Here is a 25,426-nt window from a genome sequence, read left to right as displayed (position 1 = left end):
ATGCCAACAATCGATTTAAGCCAGTTGCCACCACCGGATGTGGTTGAGCCACTGGATTACGAACAACTGCTGGAAGAGCGCAAAAAGGGATTGATATCGCTCTATCCAGAAGATCAGCAAGACGCTATCGCCCGTACCTTGCAATTGGAATCTGAACCTTTGGTCAAGTTGCTGGAAGAGAACGTTTATCGCGAGTTGCTTTTGCGTCAACGGGTTAACGAAGCTGCCAGAGCAGTGATGGTGGCCTATTCGACAGGCAGGGATTTAGATCAACTGGGCGCGAACAATAATGTATCCCGCATGGTTCTCAGCCCTGCGGACAACTCAACCGTACCACCCACTCCGGCAGTGATGGAATCTGACAACGACTACCGCATACGCATTCCGCAAGCTTTTGAGGGCTTGAGTGTTGCTGGCCCAGTCGGTTCTTATGAATACCATGCCCGCAGTGCGGATGGTCGTGTCGCGGATGCCTCGGCAATCAGTCCGTCGCCGGCTAACGTCACCGTGACCATTATGTCGCGTGAAAATAAGGGAATCGCTTCCAAAGAGCTGCTGGATAAAGTCGAAAAAGCACTGAACGACGAAAACATACGTCCGGTGGCGGATCGCCTGAAAATCCAGTCAGCGAACATTGTGGAATATGAAATTGATGCGGTGCTGTACATCTTCCCGACACCGGAATCAGAACCTATCCGCAAGGCCGCTGAGCAGAAATTGAAACACTATGTTGAAGCGCAGCATCGTCTGGGGCGTGACATTCGCTTGTCGGCTATTTATGCGGCACTGCATGTAGAAGGTGTCCAGCGCGTGGAACTTAAAACACCGCTGAAAGACGTCGTGCTGGATAAAACTCAGGCGTCTTACTGTACCAAAACCACACTGACGATGGGAGGCTCGGATGAGTGATCGCCTTCTGCCTATGGGCTCGACTCAGCTAGAACTGGCTGCGGCCAAAGCCTGCGCAGAATTGCAGAATATCAAAGTCCCTCTCCGCGAACTGTGGAATCCGGATACTTGTCCTGCATCGTTGTTGCCCTATCTGGCATGGGCTTGGTCGGTAGATCGCTGGGACGAAAATTGGCCTGAGAGCACCAAAAGGGAAGTGATCAAAAACTCGCTGTTCCTGCATAAACATAAAGGAACGATTGGTGCGATTCGACGGGTAGTTGAACCGTTGGGTTATCTTATCCGCGTCAAAGAGTGGTGGCAGACCAACGATGCTCCCGGCACCTTCCGGCTGGATATTGGAGTACTGGAGAGTGGCATTACTCAGGAAACATTTAATGAACTGGAAAACCTGATTTTTGATGCCAAGCCAGTGAGCCGACATCTGATTGGGTTGGATATCAACTTAGATACACGCGGTGAATATCACTACTCGGCAGCGACATACAGTGGCGACGAGCTGACAGTTTACCCCTATTTCCCGGAACAAATCACGGTAGCCGGCTCAGAAACCGTGGGCGCGGGCATACATATTATTGATGACATGAGGATTAGACCATGAGTACCAAATTTTTTGCGCTGCTGACACAGCTAGGCGCAGATAAATTGGCAAATGCCGCAGCACTGGGTACTAAAATTGAAATTACCCATATGGCCGTTGGTGATGGTGGTGGCAGCCTGCCGACACCGGACACCAAACAAAACAAACTGATTAACGAAAAACGTCGTGCAGCGATCAACACGCTGAGCATCGATCCTAAAAACACCAACCAGATCATCGCAGAGCAGGTTATCCCTGAAAACGAAGGCGGTTGGTGGATCCGTGAAATCGGCCTGTATGATAAAGACGGCATTCTGATCGCGGTAGGTAATTGTGCAGAAACCTACAAACCCCAATTGCAGGAAGGCTCCGGCCGTACCCAGACGATCCGCATGATCCTGATTGTCAGCAGCGCTGATTCGGTGACGTTGAAAGTTGACCCATCTGTGGTTCTGGCGACGCGTGAGTATGTGAATGACTCTATCCAGAAACACGCGAACAGCCGTAACCATCCTGATGCGACGCTGAAAGAAAAAGGATTTGTGATCCTGAGCAGCGCAGTAGACAGCAATAGCGAAACTTATGCAGCAACACCGAAAGCGGTGAAAGCAGCTTATGATTTTGCTAATGCAGCGAATAATAATGCGAATGGCCGTCTGGAAAAAAACAAGAATGGTGCAGATGTAACTGATAAAGATGCATTTAACCGTAATATTGGTTCAGGCAGAGCATTCAGCGGAGAAATTACTATCGGTGGCGGAGGTACTTGGACAACTGCGGAGTTTATTGAGTGGCTTAAAAGTAAAGGTGCTTTTAATCACCCTTATTGGATGTGTAAGGGCACATGGTCATATGCCAACAATAGAAAGATTACTGATACTGGTTGCGGTTTAATCCATTTAGCGGGCGCTGTTGTGGAAGTCATGGGTATTGAAGGTGTAGTGACGATCCGTGTTACGACAGCTCCTACATCGGTAGAAGGTTGCATTCCGAATGCACAATTTACTTATGGAAACCATGGTAACGGTTATCTGCCAAGCTGGAGAAGGGATTATAACACTGCTAATAAACCTACTGCCGATGAGGTTGGTGCGTATTCTAAAAGTGAAACAGACACGCGAGTGAATGAAGCTAAAGATTTGGCAAATGCTCGTCTGGAAAAAAAACAAAATGGTGCTGATATTCCAAACAAAGATGAGTTTGTGAAAAACCTCGGTTTAACAGAAACCAAAAAACAAGCCCAGAATGCGGTGCCGAATACGAGAAAGATAAATGGAAAATCGTTGGTAGAGGATGTGACCCTGAGTGCCGAGGATATAAAAGGGGAAGCGCGTTTTAACACCACAATTGACCTGACTGGATTGAGCAGTGACCGCTATTACCCTGTGTGGTGGCAGTTTCCAGCAAATAATGGAGCTAACTCATGGTTGACTATTCATCGCTGGTATCCGGAAGATCGGGAAAAAGAACCCTTTGGTAAAGGGATAACCCATCTGGCTGGATTATCATTGCAGATTGAAGGGGGGGATGTTCCTTGGGGTGGAGATTCTCAATACCTGAATATTAAGCGTATCAGTCAAACTTACCGTAAGACGGTCAAAAATATTCGTTATGGTATGATGAGTATTGCTAGGCCTATTGATGGGAAATATCCGCTTTATCAGGGTGCTAAGTCTGGTAATATTGTCGAATGTAAAAGGTATAGTGGTTGTTATTTACGGGGCGGTTTGACTTACCATGTGACGAGCAATTTTTCCGATATTCGTTATTCCCGTAAAGATGGTGAAGTTGAAATTTCTCGTGCTCTGGCATCCGATAATAATTTTGAAATTAAGTGGACAGCTAAATCCTATTCCATTGATGATCCTATATTAGAAAAGGATTATGATGATATGGTAACACCTTACGCATATGATCTTTCAGATATACTGTATCCAGTAGGAATAGTCGTATGGTTTGCTCAGAATAAAAATCCCAATACTCTTTTTCCTAAAACACAATGGAAATATATTGGTGAAAATAAAACAATCCGTTTAGCTAATCAAAACGGTACCAATGTGCTATCTGCTGGTGGGAATGATTCAGTAACACTCACAGGATCACAAATTCCATCACATAATCACTCGTTTAGTGCAACTACCAGCAGTTTTGATTATGGGACGAAGACCACTAACTCTAATGGAAATCACTTCCATGATAGTGGATGGGGGGAAGCTTCTGGTGCCCGATATGGAATTTATGATAATACGAATAATAATGTAGGTTCTGCTAGAACTGATCACGATAACTATAAGTATAAAACTAGCACTGAAGGCGCTCATTCTCATGCAGTACACATTGGAGCGCATACTCACTCGGTTTCAGGTACAACGGGAAATTCTGGTAGTAGTTCAGTTATAAATATTACAAACTCATATATTATGTTAATGGGATGGTATAGAATTTCCTAATTCAATTAATTTATTACAATATTATTTTCTTAAAGGAAAAAATTAAAATCATGCCTAAAAAAATCATAAACAATTCTCCAAAATGGCGCTACACCTTACGCACCAATAATTCATTATATAACAATTTGTTAAAGTGATTTATGTGTAACATGGTTGTGAATGGTTATTTATAATTAACATTAAATTACAGAAATAATAAGTTTGTATTTTCAAATTAAACATAGGGGTATAGGTTAAAGTAATTACAGGGTATTAACCCTGTAATTACTTATTATTATTATAAATAACTTAAAAGACCATATCATTAATTTTCTTTAGGTCTTTCCGGCCATTTTATATTTGGGATAACAGTACAATCAATTCGGTTAAGCATTACACGATATCGTTTCCATTCTGCCAGAGTTTTAACTTCCTTGTCTGTTTCTATATTAAGCTCTACAGCGTCTTGCAGAGGTAATATCACAGAGTTAGTTTCATTCAGTAACTTTCTCTTTTTCTCTTGAGCCTGAATAATTAACTCATCTTTTGTGTATTCACGTGGGACAATACTACCATTGATATACTGCCAGTTTCCTGAAATATCTACATCTTTGGGTAATGACTCCACTTCAACAATACTTCCATTATCTGGGCATATAGCCGAGGCATCTTTGTTTATTGCACAAATAACATTTTTGGAGTTATATTTTACTTTGTAAGTGTTTTCTTGAAATTTGGATATAATTTTATACCAATCATCGTCATTTTCACTACTATAGAATATAGCTCTGAATTTTCGTCCAATCTCTTTTTCTTCTTCAGTATTAGGCGAATATTTTTTGAAGTTTTTTAAATGTAGCACTATAAAGCTCCTATATTATGCCAAACTCCATTAATGAGTTTTTGAATAGGGCGGCGATATGTAGTATCGGGAAATTCATCTCTATTATAATTAGAAATACCGGTGATAACATATGGAGGCGTGTCGGTGTATCCAACCCCACGCCAAAGTTGTGCATGTTCCACGGTACCTAAGCGAATATCTTGCACAAAAGTACTATTAACGTAATCCCATGTGGCTCTCCCATTTACTTGTTCAATAATGGCATCCCATAACCATTTATTGCCCCAACGACTTCCCCAGATATTTCCATCTGTAGCTATTCTTGTTCCAGTACCACCAATAAGCAAATCACCATTAATTCTTGTTTCATGACCTAATAAAACTTTCCCTGTTTCCATATTTATAGAAAATGGTCTAAAGCCATTCCATGAACCTTTTGAGTCATTTTTATTTGTTTGTAAAATATAGAAATCACTCCCATCTAAACGTAAAAATACACCATATCCACCAGCTTCAATTCGGTAATTGTCCATTACAGATGATGATATTTGACCACTTAAAGAGCCTCCTGTAATAGGCAGTGCCCCGACATCTACTGCTGAAGGTTTATTTTTAGTGGTATAAAACTCCGTCCATGATTCTTCAAATCCAAATCTATCTCTAGCTGAACGATATGCTATACCATTATTCTTATATTGGGTTCTTAACTGGAGAGCCGGGGTACTGCCAGAATCCACATTAAAATGAACAACAAGTAGGCTATCGCCACTTCTTGAAGTAATATAAGAACCTGATACTGCATTCCACGGTACACCATTTTCTCCTTGAACAGTGGCTGTAGCTCCTCTAGAAAATGCCCCAACACTTCCCGCATCCAGAGTAATATCACCACTAAGTGTTTTCCCATTCACTTTTCGTGTATTCGGCACCGCATTCTGGGCTTGTTTTTTGGTTTCTGTTAAACCGAGGTTTTATAGAACCCCATATGAATACACATTAAAGCTGATAACGATAAACAAAAGGCAATAAACAAAAGAGTAATAAGCAAAGAAACAACTATCTTATAGTTCAATTAATATTCAATATCTCAATTTATAGAAACATCAGATAACAAGAACAAAATACAAACAAAAATTGGCTATTTTTAGTGCTTTTTTTTCACCCTACACCGTATCTGAGCGAAAAATTCTCATATGTATTAAATCCAGCAATAGCACATTTTTTAGTCTTGTTATGTGACTACGATAGGACTACAATTCATATCTACTATGTAAAGAAAGGGGGACTTTAATGGCTAATGAAACTTATGTCAGAGCGAAAATTGATCCTAAAACTAAAGAACTTGCAACCATAGCACTTCAGTCTATGGGGTTGACCGTAAGCGATGCTATTCGCATGTTGATGGTGCAGGTAGCGGAAAAAAATACACTGCCTTTTAAAGTAAAAGGAACTAATTATCGGAATGCTTCCCGCACAAAAGCGGCTATTAAACAGCTTGAAAGCGGTAAGGGTAAAACGTTTGACAGTGTTTCTGCTTTCATGGATGACCTGAACAATGATGAGGAAGATTAGTCGTTCTTCTGAGTTCAAGAAGGATTATAAGCGTGCGAAGAAAGGTAGATATCGCGCAACTATCGATGAAAGTTTAGTTGAAATATTGGATATTTTGGTAAACGATAAACCAATTCCGACAAGATACGTCGATCACCCACTAAAATGTGATTGGCGGGGTTTCCGAGATTGCCATCTTCACCCAGATCTACTGCTGATTTACAAAAAAGTTGGCAATACCATTTTGGAACTTGCCCGATTAGGCTCTCATAGCGAGCTATTCTGATAACTCTTGTCTAAACCGTCCGCTGGGGCGGATTTTTTTATCTGTTGGAATTCCTAAAACACCAACCAATTGATTATTAACAAAAATTTCATTACACATTTGTACCTTCCCCTACACATCCCCAATCGAATGATTTCCCCCGTCCAATCCGCCAATATATCGGCACACCTTAACAGGAGAACCGCTAATATGGCACAAGATTATCATCACGGCGTCCGTGTACAGGAAATTAACGAAGGTACTCGTACCATCACTACCGTTAGCACTGCTATCGTAGGTATGGTTTGTACTGCTCCTGACGCAGACGAAAAAACATTTCCATTAAACACTCCAGTTCTGATTACTGACGTTATGAGCGCCAGTGGTAAGGCTGGGAAGAAAGGGACTTTGTCCGCATCACTGAAAGCAATCGCAGCTCAGGCTCAACCTGTCACTGTTGTTGTCCGTGTTGCTGAGGGCGAGTCTGAAGAAGCAACCATTTCTAATATCATCGGTGGTGTTACTGATGCAGGTAAGAAAACCGGTATGCAGGCACTCTTGGCGGCGCAAAGCCAGCTCGGTGTTAAACCACGCATTCTGGGTGTTCCGGGTCTGGATTCAAAAGCGGTTGCTGTTGAACTGGCAAGTATCGCTCAGAAGCTGAAAGCAATTGCCTATATCAGCGCTTATGGCTCCAAAAATATCTCAGAAGTGATCAAGTATCGCGACAACTTCAATCAGCGTGAACTGATGCTGATTTGGCCTGATTTTTTGAGCTGGGATACTGTTACCAATAGCGAAGCTACCGCTTATGCGACTGCTCGTGCTCTGGGTCTGCGCGCCAAGATTGACCAAGAAACCGGCTGGCATAAAACTCTGTCCAATGTTGGTGTCAACGGTGTGACTGGCCTGTCTGCTGATGTTTTCTGGGATCTGCAAGATACCGCAACTGACGCTAATCTGCTGAACAAAAACGGCATCACCACGCTGATCCGCAAAAACGGCTTCCGTTTCTGGGGTTCCCGCACTTGTGCTGATGATCCACTGTTTCAGTTTGAAAGCTACACCCGTACCGCCCAGGTTCTGGCTGACACCATGGCTGAATCACACATGTGGGCTATCGATAAACCTCTGACTCCATCACTGGTGCGCGACATTATCGAAGGCATTAATGCCAAGTTCCGTGAACTGAAAGCCGGTGGTTATATCATTGATGGCCGTTGCTGGTACGACGATAAAGCCAACGACAAAGACACCCTGAAAGCAGGAAAACTGACCATTGATTACGACTATACACCTGTACCGCCACTGGAAAACATGATGTTACGCCAGCGCATTACAGATAGTTACCTGATGGATTTCGCTAAAAGTATCAACAAATAAGGGGCTAACTGATGGCATTACCTCGCAAACTTAAATACCTGAACTTATTCAATGACGGCAACAACTATCAGGGCATCGTGGAAGAACTGACCCTTCCTAAGTTAAGCCGCAAGCTGGAAGCCTATCGCGGAGCCGGCATGAACGGCAGCGCAATGGTGGATCTGGGGCTGGATGAAGGCGCACTGGATGCGGAATTCACTCTGGGCGGCGTAGAAGCTCAACTGTACAAACAATGGGGCATCGCAAAAGCCGATAGCATCATGCTGCGCTTCGCAGGTTCTTTTGAACGTGATGACACTGGTGACGTCGTTGCAGTTGAAGTTGTGATGCGTGGTCGCTTCCAGGAATTCGATCACGGCACTTATAAACAAGGTGATAACACTCAGACCAAAATCACCGCTAAAAACACTTATTTCAAACTGACATGGGACGGAGAAGAACTGATTGAAATCGACACCATCAATATGGTTGAGAAAGTAGGTGGTGAAGATCGTCTGGAACAGCACCGTCGCGCTATCGGTCTTTTTTAATCGCTTCTTTTAGCAATTAGCTTTTTTAAAACTTATTTCCTGTCTCTTCATATTTGTTGAGACAGGTTATCTATCGGATAAACAAGGTTGAACCATGACAGAAACACTGAACACTCAAAATGATGATCTGCGCATTATCGAACTGGAAGCTCCACTGGCTCGGGGCAACGGCGAAATCACGGAAGTGATGATCCGTAAACCTAACAGTGGTGCACTGCGCGGTGCACGTTTACAGGCACTGCTGGAAATGGATGTGGATTCTATGCTGCTTGTCCTGCCGCGTGTTACCACCCCCGCATTGACCAAAAGTGACCTGATGATGATGTCACCGGGTGATCTGATTAATCTCAGTGTGGAGGTGGTCAATTTTTTGTTGCCGAAGTCGGTCAAGTCCGATTCCCAGAACGATTAACCGTTGATGAATTGGTGGCAGATATCGCCACCGTTTTTCACTGGTCTCCGGCAGTCACAGATGAAATGTCACTGCCGGAACTATTGGACTGGCGACATCGGGCCATTTTAAGAAGTGGTGCAGAAAATGAGTAATATACAGTCACAGCTTGATAGGGTACTTAGTGCCGTTGGAAAACTGACCAGTTCATCTAAATCTTTTCAACGCTATCAGAAGAAACTGTCGGATACCGTAGACAAAATCCATAACCAATTTAAAAAACTTAATAAAACCGCAGAGCTTTTAAAGCCTATCGTCGGATATGCGCAGGAAACTGCGCGTATGCGTTCTGATTTCAAAACCTATTATCAATCTATCAAACAATATCTGTTTGCCCGAAATAACGCTCCCCAAATAATACAATCAGAGGCGGTTTCCCAAGCCGGTAGCATTGTTTATGCCACTCAGAATGTGATACAGGAAAATATCTCGAACAAGAAATTCGAATTGAATATCAGTTTTGGCGGTGGTGGTGACGGTGGTGAGGATGATGCACTGGATCTTAAAGGAATATGGGATGCGCTCAAGACGATATTTAAGGGAATTAAATTACTTTTAAGAGGCCTTGGTACAGTCTTTATGTGGCTTTTACGGACCGTGGGAAAAGTTCTTTTGGCCATTGGTCGCTTATTCTTAAGGGTGCCTATTCTGGCACTTATTGCTGCCATTGCTATTGCTGCCATTTATATTTGGAAAAACTGGGATTCATTGAAAGAAAAGTTTCTTACCCTTTGGGAAAATATAAAAACTATATTCAGTAATGCATGGCAGGGAATAAAAGAACGTGTTGGGAAGGCATGGGAAAGTATTAAACAGTTTTTTATGGGTGGTGGGTTATTCGGGGTTATTTACCGTAACTGGGATACGATTAAACAGTATGCCTCTTCTGTTTGGGAATGGATCTCCAACAAAATAGGTGGTGTCTGGGAAAGTATCAAGTCAGGGCTGTCCCAGAAATGGCAGGCAATGAGCCAATATGTTTCCACGGTCTGGGAAGGGATTAAGGTCAGGCTCAGTGGTGTTTTCGAACCCGTGAAACAGCGCTTTTTGGGGATCTGGGACAGTATCAAGTCTGATTTGTCGCAAAGATGGCAGGCGGTCAGCCAGTATGTTTCCACGGTCTGGGAAGGGATTAAGGCCAGGCTCAGCGGTGTTTTCGAACCCGTGAAGCAGCGCTTTTTGGGGATCTGGGACAGTATCAAGTCAGGACTGTCCCAGAAATGGCAGGCGATGAGCCAATATGTTTCTACCGTTTGGGAAGGGATTAAAACTTCACTAAGCAACATCTGGGAACCGGTAAAACAGCATGCATTGGAAGCATGGGAGAATATTAAAACTTACCTCTCTGAAAAATGGGAAAGTATTAAGCAGAACGTTCTTCTGGTATGGGAAGGAATAAAAAATATAATCAGCGGTGTTTGGGAATCAGTAAAACTTAGTGCAATGGAATATTGGGAGAGTATTAAAACTTCCTTGTTGGAAAAATGGGAATTACTTAAACAAAGTGTTGTTGAAAAATGGGAAAGTATAAAGACAATAATCAGTGGTGCCTGGGATACTGTTTCTAAAAACACCTTGGAAGTTTGGGAGAATATTAAAAAATCAATTTCAGATAAGTGGGATGAAATTGTCAAAAATATCAGTGAAATTCCAGAGAAATTAAAAAATTCCGGTTCTGATATGATTGAATCCTTACTGAATGGTATTAATGAAAAATGGGAAAATCTGAAAGGTAAGTTTTCTAAAATTACTGATCTGTTTAAATTCTGGAACTCAGATAATGAGGAAATAAAACAGAAAATAACAGTAGCTCAGGAAATAACAACCAATAATGGAACGGGGATTAAACAATCAGTTGATCTTAAGCCTATTGATCCCCTACTTCGCGATAAAGGTGGTCCGGTTTCTGCTGGGAAATTTGCTATTGTCGGTGAACGGGGTCCTGAAATTATCAGTGGGTCAACAAATGTGACCAGTAGAGTAAAAACGGCACAGCTTGCGGCTTTGGGGTTTGCTGTCAGCTCAATGTCATTGCCTGTTGCGGCTCAGGATGCACCGTTGCACGCACAAAGTTTGCCAGCTTACGCTTATGAAGAAGTTCAGGCAAAACAGATGCGGAACCAACCACAGAAGCAAACCAGCGCAGCACCACAGTATAACATCTATGTCTATGGCTCTCAGGGGCAGTCTGCACAGGATATCGCCCGTATGGTCAGACAGGAACTGGAACAACGAGAACGTATGCAGCAAGCCCGTATGCGTAGCTCACTTTCTGACAGAGGAGAAGATTTCTTATGATGGCCGCACTTGGTTTATTTGTTTTTATGTTGAAAACCACGCCGTATCAAAGTTTTCAATATAAACAAAGCTGGAGACATGCTTTCAATAGCCGTGTGGGAGCACGGCCTGCATGGCAATTTATTGGTCCAGATAACGATACAGTAACGTTGTCGGGGGATCTTTATCCTGAACTGACTGGTGGTTCGCTTTCACTGGCGGCATTGAAATTGATGGCGGACAGTGGCAAAGCATGGTCTTTGATTGATGGCAGTGGTGCGATCTACGGCATGTTTGTCATTGAAAGCATTGATGAGACGAAAACGGAATTTATGTCAGGCGGCGCGGCAAGAAAAATCAGTTTTACCCTGACTTTGCGGCGTGTTGATAACAATTTGTTTGAAATGTTGGGCGATTTACAGGATCAACTTTCTGACATGAAGAACAAATTGCCTAAATCTCTGGATGATCTTTCCAAACTGAAGGATGAGGGCATGAAAAAAATTAAAGGATTCCTCCCATGATGGATTTTAAACAATTTATGCCAAAAACGGATTGGGTTCCCCAATTTGATTTAGTCACTGGTACAGAAGGAGCACCAGCTTTTCGTCTGGAGACTAATAACAAGGATATCACAGGAAAAATCCAATCACGTTTGATGTCTTTGACACTGACAGATAACCGTGGTTTTGAAGCAGACCAGCTCGATCTCGAGCTGGATGATTCAGATGGCAAACTTGATCTGCCTTCCAGAGGGAATATTCTGACATTGGAATTGGGTTGGTACGGGCAGGCTCTGACACCGAAAGGTAAATTTGTAGTTGATGAAATCGAACATAGCGGTGCGCCTGATAGGCTCACCATTCGTGCTCGTAGTGCGGATTTACGTGGTAAGCTGAATACTAAGCACGATAAGTCTTATCATAAGCAGACGATAGAGAACGTTGTCAGTACGATGGCGGTAAAAAATAAATTGAAATTTCTAGTCGGGAAGGAATTGAAAGATATTATTGTGCATATCGATCAGACCAATGAATCTGACTTGAGTTTTCTGACTCGTCTGGCACAGCAAGAAGGAGCAATTGCCTCCATTAAAAATGGAGTATTACTGTTTATTCTCCAAGGGCAAAATAAATCATCAAGTGGTGAAAAGCTTCCGGTGGTTGAGATTACCCGTCAAGTTGGTGATAGTCATCGGTTCTCACTCTCTGATCGTGATGCTTATACTGGGGTTGTGGCAAAATGGTGGGATATTCGTACTGCCTCTGAACAGACAATTGAGTATCAGCGAGAGGAATCGAAGAGTCTGAAAGTTGAAGTATCCGTTAGTTATAGCGGCGGGAACGGATCTTCGGATGAAGACTCACGGAAGGAGGGTAAAAAGAAAGACGGTAACAAAAAAGATAAACAAAAAGGAAGAGGAAAACTTGATGCCTTGAAGGATGCAGCAAAAGCAAGGAGTACTGTTTTAAACCTTCCAGGTTCAATGGGTTTACTGAATGCGAAAAGTGGTGGTGGGGGTTTGAGTTTCGATGGCAGTCTTTCTTATGAGTCAGAAGAATCATCATCACTTAAATCCCATCAAACAACCACAACCCAGCAGACAGCACAAAAATATATGTCAGGCACAAAGGGGAATGTTTTAACGCTTTCCCGCATATACCACAACAAGGAAGACGCAACGCGTGCTGCTGAGGCTGCCTGGCTAAAAATGCAGAGAAGGGCTGCACAGTTTGCAATCACTTTAGCTAAGGGACGGGCAGACCTTTATCCTGAAATGCTGGTTAAAATTGATGGATTCAAGGAAAAAATCGATGGCATGGACTGGACGATAGTGAAAGTGACTCACAATCTCAATGATAGCGGGTTTACCACCACATTGGAGCTTGAAATTAAGATTGATGGGGTCGTGGCTGAAAAACCGGAAGATCCCGAAATAAAAACTTGATCTCAATATGAGATCTTTGGTATATTGTTCACCAGACGAGATGATGTTATTTCAAGAAAGGTGAACAATATGATTAAGTGTCCTCTGTGTGGTCAGTCAGCGCATACTCGTAGCAGCTTCGAGCATTCAAGCGAAACAAAGGAGCGCTATAACCAATGTCAGAACATCAATTGTGGAGCAACGTTCGTCAGCCATGAAACCTTTGTACGTTTCATTTCTAAGCCAGGTGAAGTCCAAAATGTCACGCCCCATCCAAAGGCAAGCACTAAGAGACAACCTCGTCAGAAAGCCGCTGTCGCGCAGTAATTAATGTAAAAACATAAATAACGAAAAAACATTGCTCCAATTTTTGCCACCGTTATGGTGGCTTTTTTGTGGATGTTTGGTTGGATTTAGTTCTCTAAATGAGAACCTCATATGACGCCCACTTGTTGACAAAGTAGGCGTTAAAACCATTGGCAGGGTTACTTCAGAGATTCCGTCTGCAAAATCCTTTGCATTTCATCTTTGATGTGTAGTTTTTCTTTTTTCAGACGTACAACTTTATCGTTGTAGCCAGTGCCATTTGGCCCTTCCAGTTGGACTATCTCTTGGTCAAGTCGGTTATGTTTTTCAAACAAAGATTGGAAACGGGGATGTGATTCTTTTAGATTGGATACTAAATCGCGATATTCTGGAAACATGAGACCTCCTAGACGAAATTTACTACTACACCGTAAGTGTAGCAGCCCATTGTAATCTCAGATTTGAGAGATATCACATAAAAAAAATGTGGTACCACCTGTTCACTTGATCAATGATTAAAAAAAATCAATATTTATTCTAAATGAACAATTTTGTTTTTTACATAATTTATTTAAAAATCAGTGTATTGATAAAAAAACATAATTTCCCTTAGTATTTTTGTTGTTATGATTCAATCTCCTTTTTAAATACAACCAGAGGTGATATATGAAAAAATATCTATTTCCTTTAGCTGCTTTGATGGTATCGACTTCTGTTTTAGCTGACAAAAAACTTGAAGATATCGCTCCTTATCCTGCTCCTGCTGAAGGCATGGTACGTAGTGTGATTGACCTTCCCAAGCATGAAAATGAAAGAAACTACAAGGTTGAATTGATTATTGGCAAGAACATACTGGTGGATTGTAACAAGCACTGGTTTGGCGGCAATCTGGAGACAAAAGTACTGGATGGATGGGGATATAATTATTATGAACTGGATAAAGTCTCCGGCCCATTCTCAACAATGATGGCATGTCCAAATCAAGAAAAAACAAGGAGTTTTGTTCAGGTTTACTTAGGTAAAGATGCGTTGATAAACTATAACAGCAAATTACCTATTGTAGTGTATACACCAGAATCAGTTAAAGTAAAATATCGTATTTGGCAAACTTCAGATGAAGTCAATACAGCTGTAATTAAATAAGTCATTGAGCAGATATACCCGATAGATTTCGGGTCGTGGCCAACAAAGCTACAGCTTGAAATATTAGGGTTATAAATCAACAACCTGAGTTTTTGTTATATTAAACTCAGGTTGTTTTATTTGTGGCATAAATATTCTTTTTCGATATTTATTATCAAATAGTTGAATCGTATCGGTGTTAACCATCATTTCTTGAAATCAATTAGGTTAATGCGCGGGCAGCCCGGATCAAGCTTTGTCCAATATAACCATTTTTTGATGTTATTCCGGGTAATACCAGATAGTAACCTCCGCCGAATGGTTTGATATAGCGCTCTAATGGTTCACCGTTTAACCGATTTTGTGTGTCGATAAAACCTTTTTTCAGATCATTTTGGAATGAAACAAAAACTAATCCCATATCCAGCTGCCCAGTTGATGTTAATCCCAGTGAGTAACTATAACTACGGCGACGTAGTTTGGAAACATGGCGTTGCGGATTGCGCGGTTCTGCCCGGCGCATATGTGAATCGAACAAAACTCTGTCACCGTGCGGATCGTGATTAAACGCAGGATCGTCATGTTCATGCTGTTTGCCTATCGGTGCTCCGCTATCTTTATAACGACCAAAGTCATTTTCCTGATCTTCGAGCGGTGTCCGATCCCAGAAGTTAAGTGCGAAACGGATCAGGCGGACGGCTTGATAACTGCCATTTTCTATCCATGATGGCTCTTTCTGGTTGATCCAGACCAGATCATTCATCAGAGCATCATCCTTGGCATCTGCATTGCCTGTGCCGTCTTTAAAACCGAATAAGTTGATGGGAGTTGTTCGGCATTCGATATCCCGTGCCGGTAAAAAACCGTCAATTTTCCATTGTGGTGCCACCACACCGGAAAGATGGCGTAACATATCCCGAAGCGCATAAATCACTGTTTCCCGACTATTGGCACAGAACTGCAATAGAATATCCCCGCCGCACCATGCTGCTTCTAGCTGATCATTCGGGAAAGCCGTCATTGCAACGAATTTTTTGGGCTTCAACGACGTTAATCCGAAACGGCTATCAAACAATGAATACCCTAATGATACGGTAATGGTCAGTTCATCCGCGTACAAATAGGTGCCGAGGATCCCGGATTCTGCGGGCGGCATACGATCATTGGTCATTTTTCCAGCCTGACGGTTTTGTGTTAGCCGGGCAATACAGTCAGTTAATCGTTTAAATACCGTTTCCACTTCATCCAATGTTGATACTGTCAGATTGAGCGAAAGAAATATCGCTTCTTTTTGTTCCGGTGTGATGACACCGGCCTGATGTTTTCCCTGATAAGGAATCGCATGTGCACGGGTGCGGTTATCACAAGCCGCTGTCTCCGATGTAGCCACCGCAGGCAGGCTCAGTGCACCACCGGATAAGAGTACACCTCCCGCTCCCAGCAATTTCAGCGTTGCTCGTTTGCTGACACAAATCGGCTCATCATGGCCTGATTCTTTTGTTTTTCCCTGTTTCATAGTTTATTCCGGTACTTGTAGTACACATCAATGTTCAGTTCTGCACGCAGTTGAGATAACGATTCCGCCAGTTGAGATGCCATGGCATAAAGCTGTTGTTTGTCCTGATGCTGAAATCGCTCGTAACTCAGATAGTTTCCCTGCGGATCGCGGAAATGAGCCATCAGTGCATCAATAGCAGCAAACTGCGTGTTCAGTGATGACACGGTTTCTGTCGATAAAAAAGGTGTCAGACCATCAACAACCCGGCGTGAACCCTGTAGATTTGCCACTATGTCAGAAAGATCACTGCGGCTATACCGATTTTCATCCCCACCCAGTTTGGTGGCTAAAATCAGTTCAATGCTGTCATCCGCGGATTGAACCAGTTTTGCAATCGGCAAGGTTTCAATGGCGACACGCTGCTTCAGATCCTGAATATTACGCCGTAATACCTGCACCGACTCCAGTGCATCTGCCCGATTTTTGGTTGAGAACAACGCGTATTCAACACGATGAAATCCGATAAATTTCGGATCTTGCTCTTGTTTGAGAAAATAGCTTGCGTGCGGATTGATGACCCGATCCGCATGACCGAAAGCCACCACGGCTGTACGGATGGTTTCGTAGTCATAGTGCGCCTGTATATAGGCCCGCTGAGCGGCTTGCCAGTCATCGGCTTCCAGTGCATGCTGCAATGCCATTAACTGGGTTTCAATGGCCGCAACCTGTCCGGTCATCGTTTTCATATACGCGGCGATAACAGGTTGATATTGAACAGGTGTCGGGATGTCACCTTTTGCAATAATGACTTCATTGCCCACATTTGGTATTCCCGCCCGATATTTGTCAGCCAGCGCGGGTGCAATCAGCAGTAAGCTCAATCCTGTGGCGGCCATTATTTTACGTAGCATGGCGACGTCCCTGACGGCTGAACAGAGCGATAACTACCAGCCAATAAGTAACAAATGTAATGATACTCAGCCCGATAGGTTGTGCACGATAACCAAACAGTGTTGCCATAAAGTTTCCGACCAAACCGGAATCATCTAACCAGTTACTGGTATCCCACACTGGGTAAATCAGAAAGTCATTCAGTTCAATATCCTGTTCTAACAGAATATTGGAAATTTCTTCTACGCCTTTCAGTAACAGAGAGCAAGCCAAAAAAAGAAGCACAATGCCGGTCACACGGAAAAACCATTTCCATGCGATTTTCCGGTAACTTAATAAGAAAAGATAAAGCGTCAGTGCCGCAATCACGATCCCCAGAACCACCTCTCCGGTGAATGACCATAGAGTTTCATGGGTTAATCCCATAATGATGCTGGAGAGGAAAACAACGATTTCACTGCCTTCACGGGCGATTGCGATCGCCACGATAAATAATGCTCCCCACCAAGAATGGTGTTCAGCACTGTGCTTAATTTCCTGTTCAATACCCGATTTTAGTGATGAGCTGTGCTGGCTCATCCAGTACACCATTTGTACAATAAGCGCACAGGCAAAAAGCGACATCCCTATCATAAAATAAGTCTGGCTGCGATCATCAAGCACATTGAATACGCCATAAATCAGCAGTGCTAAAAAGATGGATAATGCCACACCCAGAGCCACTCCACCCCATAAATAGCACCGTCCCGTAGCTGAGTCAGGATGCTGTTTAATCCACGCATAGATAATGCCGACCAAGAGCAGTGCTTCAAAACTTTCACGCCATACAACAAAAAGAACCTGTCCCATATTTTATTCCTGCGATCTGGCCATTAATTGGCGATAATTTCACCGGCGGGATGAGAGAGATGAAAATCATCAAAAAAGGTATATTTTCCCGGTTTCAGCGGTGCAATCACCACCACCGAACTTGCACCGGGTGCCAGCACTTTTTCTTTACGCAGTTGTGTACTTTCAAATTCAACCGGTTCCGTACCGGTATTACGGATCTTGATGCGGATAGGCGTTTTGGCGGGGACTTCCAGTACTTGTGGTGTGATCTTGCCGTTATTCATTTCCACTTCAACAGTAAATTTTTCGGTGGCCGCGATTAGCGGCGCACAGAATACTGACGCAACTGCTATACACAGTGCGACAACGATAGATTTCATGACAGACCTCAAAGGGAACGCGTGACATCCGATGTCTAAAATAACAACGATCGCATTAATGCCAATCGCTGTTATTTCCTGTTTAATTAATAACTACCTTTACGACCGGTTCCGGCGTAATCAAAATCCCAGGAGGTATTAAATGGTTCAAACCACGGTGCAACACCGGTTTCTTTATCAATGTGACGGCCAAACGCGACATCATCATTCATGCTGGGGGGAGAAATACGGTATTCCACATGGTATTTACCATAGCCATCCAGTTTCAGATTTTCGCCATAGTGAGGGCCATCGCTGGCCACCATCGCCATGAATGTACCGGATTGTGTTTTTTTAGATTCATCCAGCTTGGTGACTTTATAATCCACTTTCAGGTAAGGAATCCAATCCCCTTCTGCAAAGCCATTCGGATTTTCTTCTATTGCGTGAATATCCGCTTCCAGATGGATATCCGCTTTATCTGCCGCCAGATGATGCATCTGATGCTTTCCTTCAACCTCCATAGTGATCGGTTGCAGATATACGCCCTGAATTTCCATGCCATTTTTAATTACCGGTTGTCCCAGAGGATATTCCAGCGCTATAGCCGATGTTGATACTACACCCAGTAACGCTGCCGCGACATTCATCCTGATACGCATTTTTATACCCCATTTTCATCATGCAATTAATAACGCCAATAATAATCATTATCACTTAAATTGTTCAAGAAAAAATTATGGACCGCTCCCGTAGGGTTCTCATGATTGTCCTCGTGGACTCTTCCAGCACTCGTGCAGTGTCACGGATGCCGGAGTTATTTATCTCCATATTCATAAGCACGTTCCTGAATACCACCTAATGGCTGATAGATCATAAAACGGGTATTTGGCAGTGAATAACGGTTTTCTTTGCTGACCGCAAGGAAGATGGCTATACCTGTGCTTGCAACCCAACCGAAGCCAATCATTATTACTTTGGGGTTAATAAATTTAATCATGATTATGCAAAGTATCGCCTGCTTCAACATGTCCCCTGACCATTGATAAATGTCTTTATTGGTTCGTCACTGATTTTTGTAAAATTAAGAGCTGCATCATGACTTTTTCAGTGAGTTGCTGATTATGAGTATAAGGTATCGTGGTAAAATGTTTTTCTGGTCAATTTGTAAATTCGCCATACATTCTTTTGCCTTTTATAATGAAAAATACCGACTATTTAATATGGCGTTATAAAAATACTTATCCTAATATTTTTTGTAATTGTTTTATTTTTTTTACAAGATCAAAAAAGTTGAATCATTTAATTAAATTTTTTAATTGTTTGAATGTATTGAAATAATATATATTGCTTCTCATCATTTTCGCCAGTATATGAGTGGCTTAATAAAAAAGGTATCTGGATCAGAAATTGTCTTTATGTAATATGCATAGGTAAAATAAGATATTATTTATTTAAAATTAACTGGTTACAGTTTTTTTTGGATTATCTGGAGAAATGAGATAAACAAACGTATTTTATTTATATTTGTTATAACTTATTTCTTTTTGTTCTGTCTTAATTAAAAATTTTTATTAGGTCATATACCTAAGGGATTTCGAGATGCGGAGGCCAGCAATGGCGCGAATCCGGGAGTATAGATAACCATATGTTTATAAAAACGGTAACTGGGTTGAGTGAATACAGTCAACAAAGCTGCCATTTGAAAGACGATGGGTATATCTAACATAATAATAATCAACAACTTATACGTAATAACCTTTACGTTCTGACTATATAAATGAATTGTCAGTAATCTAAAGGCAATGAATTAGGAATAAATTATGGAACTTTTTGACATAGAAAAGGTATCGAGCAAAATTTTATATGAATTATTGCAATATCGACGCCGTTTTCCAGAATCTGAACATACAATTCAATATGAAGAAGAAAGAATTTTTGAGGTTCAGCTCCCGCGTATTCGTGCCTTTGTTGAGCAAGGAAAAACTGTAGAATGTATTTTACCTGCGTTTCCAACAAAATCGCCAAATCCTCGCAAAGTATTAGGTAATATGCCTGATATGGCAGAAAAATTATCACTAATTTTCTTAAACTCTCTTTGCCAGCGTATTCAGCTTTATTACCCACCCGGGGCAAAAATTATTATTTGCTCCGATGGACACGTATTCAGTGATCTTATCCGTGTTGATGATAGCACGATTACCTATTACCAATTGGAAATTGAAAAACTGTTGCATGAGTTAGGAGCAACTCATCTTTCGGTCTTCAATCTCAGTAACGTGGAATCACTCACGCAACATACGCATGATTATGATCATCTGCGTAAGTTGCTGGTGAGTCGTTATGCCTCCTCAATCGAGGAAATTAAAGAGACACTCAAAGAAAACGAAGAAGGTTTGCTGTTGTATCGGGCAATCACTCGTTTTCTTTATGAAGATAGTTTATTACCAGAATATACCGGTTCAAAAAATGCACTGCAAAAAGATGCACGTCAGCGCTCTGTTGGGGTTATTCAACGTAGTTGGGCATGGGGGAATTTATTGGCAGAACAGTTCCCGCTAGCGCTTCGCCTTTCAATACATCCACAACCTGTGGATAGTCTCAAATTAGGTATTCATATGATGCCGACTCGGGATGATTGGCTGACACCGTGGCATGGTGTCGCTGCCAATATCAACGGCCAGTTTGTGCTGATGAAAAGTGATGAAGTGAAAAAGATGAAAGGAAAACTGATCGAAATTCGGGGAGTTCCAAGCCATTACGTGATTGAAACAGAACCGGACAAGCATCAGGAAACAGAACCCGATATTGCGGTTGTGCACGCAGATTAACTAATTAATATAACGGATTATTTAAGAGAAAATCATGAATACATATGAACTTGACTGTCATATTGAGTTAGTGAAACCTTTTGGACTGTTTATTACCCCTAATTACCCTGATCAGGATATTACTACGTTACCGATTGATGCTTTGCGCGAGTTGGCGCGAACTCATCTTTTGGTAGTATTGCGCGGCTTTCAGTCCGGCTTCACGGACAACAATAAGCTGACAGAATATACCAGCCGTTGGGGGGAGTTAATGACATGGCCGTTTGGGGTGATATTGGATGTGATGGAACGGCCTGAACCATCAGATCATGTTTTGGACAGTGGTAGTGTGCCGCTGCATTGGGATGGGATGTATAGAGAAACACTCCCAGAATTTCAGATATTTCATTGTGTTTCTGCCCCGGAAGTGACGCAAGGAGGGCGTACTACATTTGTTAACACTGAGCAATTGATTATTGATGCCAGTGATGAGGAGCGTAATACATGGAAAAATACCACCATCACCTATCGCACAAGCCGAGTGACCCATTATGGCGGCGAAGTTGTTTCCCCGTTAGTATGTCTTCATCCCGGCGGTAAAAAATGGGTGATGCGTTACAATGAGCCGATGGATAAAGATGATGCTAAGTATGCTGATCATCATTCTTTGAAAATAGATGGAGTGTCACCGGAAGAGCAAAAAATCCTTGAGGAAACGCTGTATAACCGATTGTATGATCCGCGTTATTTCTACGCCCATCAATGGCAGTCCGGTGATATCGCGATTTGTGATAATTTCACTTTATTACATGGACGTGAGGCTTTTATTTCCCGTTCTCCCCGCCATATTCAGCGGGTACATATTCACGGTACACCAGTATGTAACAATCACAGTTTCCACACTATTTCTGTTCCCAATGCTGATTGAGTCAATGTTTCCTTGAAGGAGGTTTGATTAATGTCTCGTATTGTTTTAGCAGCTATTGCAACGCCTGGTCATGTTTTTCCAATGTTCACTATTGCGGAACATTTAATCGGACAGGGACATGATGTCACAATATTCAGTGGAACTCTGTTTCAACAGCAAACGGAAGCATTAGGAGCCACTTTTGTCCCTTTTGATGGGCAGGTGGATGTTGATTACCGCTATCTGGAAAAATATTTCCCTGAACGGGCAGAGCACCCTCCGGGGAATGTTCAGATGGCGCTATCGTTAAGGAGATTTTTTGCCACACCTATTCCTGTGTTGTCGAAGCAATTAATGCAAGTGATTGCAGAGGGACACGCTGATTTGTTGATTATCGACAACACTTTTTATGCCGCGTTGCCATTATTGCAACAACCGTCTGACGAACGTATTCCTGTCATTGCTATTGGTGTGACTCCGTTGCCGTGGTCATCAAAGGATGCCGTATTCTGGGGGGCCAGGATACCACCTGAATTATTACCTGCTGATTTAACACGCGATCAATTAGTGGATGGGGAAACGCACCAATTAATTGAGCAAGTCGGGGAAGCCTTTAATCAGTCGCTTGTTGCCGTTGATTGCCTCCCACTGACAGAGAATTATAATGATGTTTTGATGACCGGAGTTGATCGTTACTTGCAACTGGCAACTCAGTCATTTGAATTTACCCGTAATGATTTACCTGCGACGGTGGATTTTATCGGCGCACTGCCGGTGAAAGTAGAAGATGATAAAACGCAAATCAGTTGGCCGGATGAAAGCCTGCCATTGATTTTAGTAACTCAAGGAACACTGGCTAATATTGATTTTAACCAATTGATATTACCTACATTGCGTGCATTGTCCGCTTTACCTGTTCGGATATTGGCGATTACAGGCGGGCGTTCTGTCGATGTCTTGGGTGAAGCTATTCCAGAAAATGCCAAAGTCGTAGAATATATTAATTTTGAACACTGGTTGCCAAAATCATCAATTTTTATTAACAATGGTGGTTATGGTTCACTGAATTCAGCCATTCGTCACGGTGTTCCTTTGGTAGTAGCGGGAACAGGAGATGGTAAACTGGAAGCTGTTGCCCGTGTTATCTGGTCACGTTGTGGCATCAGCCTGCATACTGATACTCCAAGTGAACAGCAATTATATCAAGCGGTGACCAGGATATTATCTTCCCCGATATGGCACCAGCAGGCACAAATCATTAAGGCAGATTATGATTCCCATGATGCCTTGGCATCAATAACGCGTCATGTTAATGAACTGATCGCACGATAAATAAACCATAAAATAGAACGCGGTAGGTTTTTCATACCGCGTTCTTTTATGGGCAATTCTTTTATAGGTAGTTCTTTTATAGGTAAATGTGATCAGGCTTTTTCTTTTACACCTTCAACAGAAATGATCAACTCGACTTCCTGAGATTTTGGCCCCAGATCGCTGTTGATATTAAAATCTTTCAATTTGATTTTCCCATTGGCTTCAAAGCCTGCACGGTATCCCCCCCATGGGTCATTACCTTCCCCCACCAGTTTGGCACTTAATGTCACCGGTTTGGTGACGCCATTTAGTGTCAGATCACCGACGACAGTGTAATTCTCACCCGTTTTTTTCACTTCGGTTGATGTGAATTTGGCTTCTGGATATTTTGCAACATTTAAAAAATCGGCACCGCGGAGATGCTTATCACGTTCAGCATGATTGGTATCAACACTATTTGTTTTAATAATGACATTGACCTTATCTGTAGCGGGATTTTGCGCATCGAACGTAAACCTGCCGTCGAATTTCCTGAAGTTACCGTAAAGCCAGCTGATACCTAAATGTTGGATACGGAATTCAATAAAAGCATGTTGACCAGCCGTATCAATTTCATAGTCAGCAGCTATTGCAGAGCTGGTGCCCATTAATAAAACACCTGTTGTCAGCCCGATTAATGTTTTTTTAAGCATCGTTTTTTTAAACATATAGATTCTCCAGAAATTACTTTTTATCAGAATTAAAACCAAACATACGTTTCAGGGTAGGGTCGCGGTCAATAAAGTGATGCTTGAATGCCGCAAGCACGTGCAATAACGAGAGCACTACAACAATCCAAGCGAGGTAAAGGTGAATAACACCAGCAGTATCAGCCTGTATTCCTTGTGCTGTTAGAGTTGCGGGAACTTCAAACCATCCAAAAATACTGATGGAATCACCCTCTGCGGTAGAAATCAGGTATCCGCTGGCTAAAATGCCAAACAGAACAACATAGAGAGTGTGATGCATCAATTTTGAACCGATGCGCGTGAGGGGGCTGTAATTTGCCAGAGGTTTCGGTGGTGGCGAGATAAATAGCCATATGACACGGATAACCATGACAATAAGCAAACATATTCCGATACTTTTATGAAGTTCCGGTGCGCGATGATACCAAGTATCGTAGTAGCTTAATGTCACCATCCATAATCCAAGGGCAAACATCCCGTAAACGGCAAGGGCGACCAGCCAATGGATTAACACAGAAATATGACCAAAGCGTGTGGAAGTATTTTTTAATAGCATACTGTTTCCTTATTTTTGATCATCTATACCCCTCGTCCTCCAATTTGCTGCTTTTTTATCTGCGCAACTTGAAATTGACTGGGCATAATACCCAAAAATGCATTATAAAATTCAATGAAAAACTTAAGGTATTATAGTAGATAAAAATATTATTTTATTTTAGTGAATCTTAAACAAATTATTTGTCTAAGAACATCAAAATTTATCAACAATAAAATAAAAACATGTCTTTTGAGAGATAATTAGAGTAAATCTTATGTTTTTTAGGTTATTTACTTATTGCCAATTAATTGCGTTTAGGCTGTTTGTTTTTAAAAATTGAATCTGATTTTTTATTTTAGAAGGTTTTTGTAAATAATTTTTTATTATAGATGTATTATTAAATAAGTTTGTACATCTAATAAATTCAAAAAGCAAAATTTATATCTTGAAAACTAATCCTCATGAGTATTGCTAGCCGTGTATTCATAGCAATAGTGACTGAGTGCGGCCAGAAAACTGAAACTTAAAAGATGAAAGCGATAAACCTAATTAATAAATAAATTAATAATTATTTTATAGTGAAATTATAAATTTTATTTTTGCCTGTTTCTTCTTATTCTAAAACGTTGTAATATTTTTAAATAGTTAATTATTTCATCACAATAGCGAGGAAAATGATGTATATACTGTGGATAGCCAATAAAACTTATTCTTCTTGGTCACTGCGTCCGTGGATTCTGCTCAAGGCTCTGGATATTCCTTTTAACGAACAACTGAGTTATTTTGAAGATGGTAAAAGCAGCCATAAGAAATTCAAGACATTTTCTCCTACCGGACTGGTTCCCTGCCCAGGGCGCGAGCATACTTTTTTAACATCTATTGAATGAAAATTAATAGCATGATCTAATTAGCCTTATTTCTCTTCTAATCGCTTACCTATGACCCTGATTGAACATTTATCCGTTGTTAAAGAAAC

Annotated in this window: 28 protein-coding genes and 3 pseudogenes; 19 read left to right on the top strand and 12 right to left on the bottom strand. The window is 41.8% G+C overall.

The annotated features are described in order from the left end of the window. From AACQ81_RS09675 to AACQ81_RS19725, 4 genes and pseudogenes are all read left to right on the top strand, one after another. On the top strand, window positions 1-909 hold the full coding sequence (locus AACQ81_RS09675) for a baseplate assembly protein (RefSeq protein WP_237387109.1): 909 nt from the start codon (window positions 1-3) through the stop codon (window positions 907-909). Continuing rightward, window positions 902-1,510: a phage tail protein I gene (locus AACQ81_RS09670; protein WP_237387108.1), complete on the top strand. Its 609-nt coding sequence runs from the start codon at window positions 902-904 to the stop codon at window positions 1,508-1,510. The genes AACQ81_RS09675 and AACQ81_RS09670 overlap by 8 nt, the downstream gene beginning before the upstream one ends. Continuing rightward, window positions 1,507-2,601: pseudogene (locus AACQ81_RS09665) on the top strand (phage tail protein); the annotation flags it as partial. The gene AACQ81_RS09670 and the pseudogene AACQ81_RS09665, both read left to right, overlap by 4 nt. A 504-nt stretch (window positions 2,602-3,105) precedes the next feature. After that, window positions 3,106-3,939, top strand: a complete 834-nt coding sequence (locus tag AACQ81_RS19725; RefSeq protein ID WP_443089547.1) for a phage baseplate protein — start codon at window positions 3,106-3,108, stop codon at window positions 3,937-3,939. A 304-nt stretch (window positions 3,940-4,243) separates the two neighbouring features. Here AACQ81_RS19725 and AACQ81_RS09660 read toward each other — a convergent pair whose 3' ends face one another. Both AACQ81_RS09660 and AACQ81_RS09655 read right to left on the bottom strand, forming a co-directional pair. Further along, window positions 4,244-4,780 carry a tail fiber assembly protein gene (locus AACQ81_RS09660; RefSeq protein WP_237387106.1) on the bottom strand — a complete coding sequence of 179 codons (537 nt, stop codon included), beginning with the start codon at window positions 4,778-4,780 and terminating at the stop codon, window positions 4,244-4,246. Beyond that, window positions 4,780-5,691, bottom strand: coding sequence for a phage tail fiber protein (locus tag AACQ81_RS09655; protein WP_237387105.1), 912 nt, complete (start codon window positions 5,689-5,691; stop codon window positions 4,780-4,782). The genes AACQ81_RS09660 and AACQ81_RS09655 overlap by 1 nt, the downstream gene beginning before the upstream one ends. A gap of 361 nt (window positions 5,692-6,052) precedes the next feature. On the opposite strand from AACQ81_RS09655, the gene AACQ81_RS09650 reads away from it, so the two are divergent. The 10 genes from AACQ81_RS09650 to AACQ81_RS09605 all read left to right on the top strand — a co-directional run bounded on the left by AACQ81_RS09650 (window position 6,053) and on the right by AACQ81_RS09605 (window position 13,473). Further along, the gene (locus AACQ81_RS09650) at window positions 6,053-6,334 is read left to right on the top strand and encodes a type II toxin-antitoxin system RelB/DinJ family antitoxin (protein WP_237387104.1); all 282 of its coding nucleotides are present in this window, start codon (window positions 6,053-6,055) and stop codon (window positions 6,332-6,334) included. Continuing rightward, complete coding sequence (locus AACQ81_RS09645) at window positions 6,318-6,599, top strand: type II toxin-antitoxin system YafQ family toxin (RefSeq protein WP_443089544.1); 282 nt, start codon at window positions 6,318-6,320, stop codon at window positions 6,597-6,599. The genes AACQ81_RS09650 and AACQ81_RS09645 overlap by 17 nt, the downstream gene beginning before the upstream one ends. Window positions 6,600-6,788: 189 nt before the next feature. Further along, window positions 6,789-7,961: a phage tail sheath protein gene (locus AACQ81_RS09640; RefSeq protein ID WP_237387102.1), complete on the top strand. Its 1,173-nt coding sequence runs from the start codon at window positions 6,789-6,791 to the stop codon at window positions 7,959-7,961. A gap of 11 nt (window positions 7,962-7,972) precedes the next feature. Beyond that, window positions 7,973-8,491 (top strand): phage major tail tube protein, encoded by a 519-nt coding sequence (locus AACQ81_RS09635; RefSeq protein ID WP_237387101.1) that lies wholly within the window; start codon window positions 7,973-7,975, stop codon window positions 8,489-8,491. 94 nt (window positions 8,492-8,585) lie between these two features. Next, window positions 8,586-8,903 (top strand): phage tail assembly protein, encoded by a 318-nt coding sequence (locus AACQ81_RS09630; RefSeq protein WP_010845424.1) that lies wholly within the window; start codon window positions 8,586-8,588, stop codon window positions 8,901-8,903. Between the two features lie 14 nt (window positions 8,904-8,917). Continuing rightward, on the top strand, window positions 8,918-9,037 hold the full coding sequence (locus tag AACQ81_RS09625; protein WP_011144425.1) for a GpE family phage tail protein: 120 nt from the start codon (window positions 8,918-8,920) through the stop codon (window positions 9,035-9,037). After that, window positions 9,030-11,240, top strand: coding sequence for a phage tail protein (locus AACQ81_RS09620; protein WP_237387100.1), 2,211 nt, complete (start codon window positions 9,030-9,032; stop codon window positions 11,238-11,240). Before AACQ81_RS09625 ends, AACQ81_RS09620 begins: the two co-directional genes overlap by 8 nt. Continuing rightward, window positions 11,237-11,743 carry a phage tail protein gene (locus AACQ81_RS09615; RefSeq protein WP_237387099.1) on the top strand — a complete coding sequence of 169 codons (507 nt, stop codon included), beginning with the start codon at window positions 11,237-11,239 and terminating at the stop codon, window positions 11,741-11,743. Before AACQ81_RS09620 ends, AACQ81_RS09615 begins: the two co-directional genes overlap by 4 nt. 17 nt (window positions 11,744-11,760) lie before the next feature. After that, complete coding sequence (locus AACQ81_RS09610) at window positions 11,761-13,167, top strand: phage late control D family protein (RefSeq protein WP_443089546.1); 1,407 nt, start codon at window positions 11,761-11,763, stop codon at window positions 13,165-13,167. Window positions 13,168-13,236: 69 nt separating this feature from the next. Beyond that, window positions 13,237-13,473: an ogr/Delta-like zinc finger family protein gene (locus AACQ81_RS09605; RefSeq protein WP_237387097.1), complete on the top strand. Its 237-nt coding sequence runs from the start codon at window positions 13,237-13,239 to the stop codon at window positions 13,471-13,473. 158 nt (window positions 13,474-13,631) lie between these two features. Here the strand turns inward: AACQ81_RS09605 and AACQ81_RS09600 are convergent, their stop codons facing one another. Continuing rightward, window positions 13,632-13,850: a YdcH family protein gene (locus tag AACQ81_RS09600; RefSeq protein WP_237387096.1), complete on the bottom strand. Its 219-nt coding sequence runs from the start codon at window positions 13,848-13,850 to the stop codon at window positions 13,632-13,634. 268 nt (window positions 13,851-14,118) lie between these two features. Here AACQ81_RS09600 and eco point away from each other — a divergent pair, with 268 nt between their 5' ends. Continuing rightward, complete coding sequence (eco, locus tag AACQ81_RS09595; RefSeq protein ID WP_237387095.1) at window positions 14,119-14,595, top strand: serine protease inhibitor ecotin; 477 nt, start codon at window positions 14,119-14,121, stop codon at window positions 14,593-14,595. 202 nt (window positions 14,596-14,797) lie between these two features. On the opposite strand, the gene efeB is transcribed toward eco, so the two are convergent. The 7 genes and pseudogenes from efeB to AACQ81_RS19715 all read right to left on the bottom strand — a co-directional run. Continuing rightward, entirely contained in the window at window positions 14,798-16,090 is a 1,293-nt protein-coding gene (gene efeB, locus AACQ81_RS09590) for an iron uptake transporter deferrochelatase/peroxidase subunit (RefSeq protein WP_237387094.1), read from the bottom strand. After that, complete coding sequence (locus AACQ81_RS09585) at window positions 16,087-16,983, bottom strand: EfeM/EfeO family lipoprotein (RefSeq protein ID WP_237387093.1); 897 nt, start codon at window positions 16,981-16,983, stop codon at window positions 16,087-16,089. The genes efeB and AACQ81_RS09585 overlap by 4 nt, the downstream gene beginning before the upstream one ends. Further along, on the bottom strand, window positions 16,973-17,812 hold the full coding sequence (locus AACQ81_RS09580) for an FTR1 family iron permease (RefSeq protein ID WP_237387092.1): 840 nt from the start codon (window positions 17,810-17,812) through the stop codon (window positions 16,973-16,975). Before AACQ81_RS09580 ends, AACQ81_RS09585 begins: the two co-directional genes overlap by 11 nt. Window positions 17,813-17,835: 23 nt before the next feature. Beyond that, window positions 17,836-18,174 (bottom strand): cupredoxin domain-containing protein, encoded by a 339-nt coding sequence (locus tag AACQ81_RS09575; RefSeq protein WP_237387091.1) that lies wholly within the window; start codon window positions 18,172-18,174, stop codon window positions 17,836-17,838. A gap of 86 nt (window positions 18,175-18,260) precedes the next feature. Beyond that, entirely contained in the window at window positions 18,261-18,815 is a 555-nt protein-coding gene (locus AACQ81_RS09570; RefSeq protein WP_237387090.1) for an iron transporter, read from the bottom strand. 64 nt (window positions 18,816-18,879) lie between these two features. After that, a complete protein-coding gene (locus AACQ81_RS19720; protein ID WP_443089545.1) occupies window positions 18,880-18,984 on the bottom strand; it encodes a hypothetical protein in 105 nt (34 codons plus the stop codon). Between the two features lie 16 nt (window positions 18,985-19,000). Then, a pseudogene (locus AACQ81_RS19715) lies at window positions 19,001-19,277 on the bottom strand (ATP-dependent Clp protease proteolytic subunit); the annotation flags it as partial. A gap of 699 nt (window positions 19,278-19,976) precedes the next feature. On the opposite strand from AACQ81_RS19715, the gene pvcA reads away from it, so the two are divergent. Genes pvcA through AACQ81_RS09550 form a run of 3 tightly spaced genes read left to right on the top strand, consistent with a single transcriptional unit; the run spans window position 19,977 to window position 23,202 of the window. Continuing rightward, window positions 19,977-20,984 carry an L-tyrosine isonitrile synthase gene (gene pvcA, locus AACQ81_RS09560; protein WP_237387088.1) on the top strand — a complete coding sequence of 336 codons (1,008 nt, stop codon included), beginning with the start codon at window positions 19,977-19,979 and terminating at the stop codon, window positions 20,982-20,984. Window positions 20,985-21,018: 34 nt separating this feature from the next. Next, window positions 21,019-21,891, top strand: a complete 873-nt coding sequence (pvcB, locus tag AACQ81_RS09555) for a tyrosine isonitrile desaturase/decarboxylase (protein WP_237387087.1) — start codon at window positions 21,019-21,021, stop codon at window positions 21,889-21,891. A gap of 30 nt (window positions 21,892-21,921) precedes the next feature. Next, window positions 21,922-23,202: a glycosyltransferase gene (locus AACQ81_RS09550; protein ID WP_237387086.1), complete on the top strand. Its 1,281-nt coding sequence runs from the start codon at window positions 21,922-21,924 to the stop codon at window positions 23,200-23,202. A 92-nt stretch (window positions 23,203-23,294) separates the two neighbouring features. Here the strand turns inward: AACQ81_RS09550 and AACQ81_RS09545 are convergent, their stop codons facing one another. Both AACQ81_RS09545 and AACQ81_RS09540 read right to left on the bottom strand, forming a co-directional pair. Continuing rightward, window positions 23,295-23,876 (bottom strand): YceI family protein, encoded by a 582-nt coding sequence (locus AACQ81_RS09545; RefSeq protein ID WP_237387128.1) that lies wholly within the window; start codon window positions 23,874-23,876, stop codon window positions 23,295-23,297. A gap of 31 nt (window positions 23,877-23,907) precedes the next feature. Beyond that, complete coding sequence (locus AACQ81_RS09540) at window positions 23,908-24,468, bottom strand: cytochrome b (protein WP_237387085.1); 561 nt, start codon at window positions 24,466-24,468, stop codon at window positions 23,908-23,910. A 659-nt stretch (window positions 24,469-25,127) separates the two neighbouring features. Here AACQ81_RS09540 and AACQ81_RS09535 point away from each other — a divergent pair. Further along, window positions 25,128-25,298: pseudogene (locus AACQ81_RS09535) on the top strand (glutathione S-transferase); the annotation flags it as partial. Between the last annotated feature and the right edge of the window lie 128 nt (window positions 25,299-25,426).

Origin of the sequence: Xenorhabdus sp. Sc-CR9 (assembly GCF_963897815.1) — a bacterium.
Classification (GTDB): Bacteria; Pseudomonadota; Gammaproteobacteria; order Enterobacterales; family Enterobacteriaceae; genus Xenorhabdus.
This window is presented reverse-complemented; position numbering and strand designations above follow the sequence as displayed.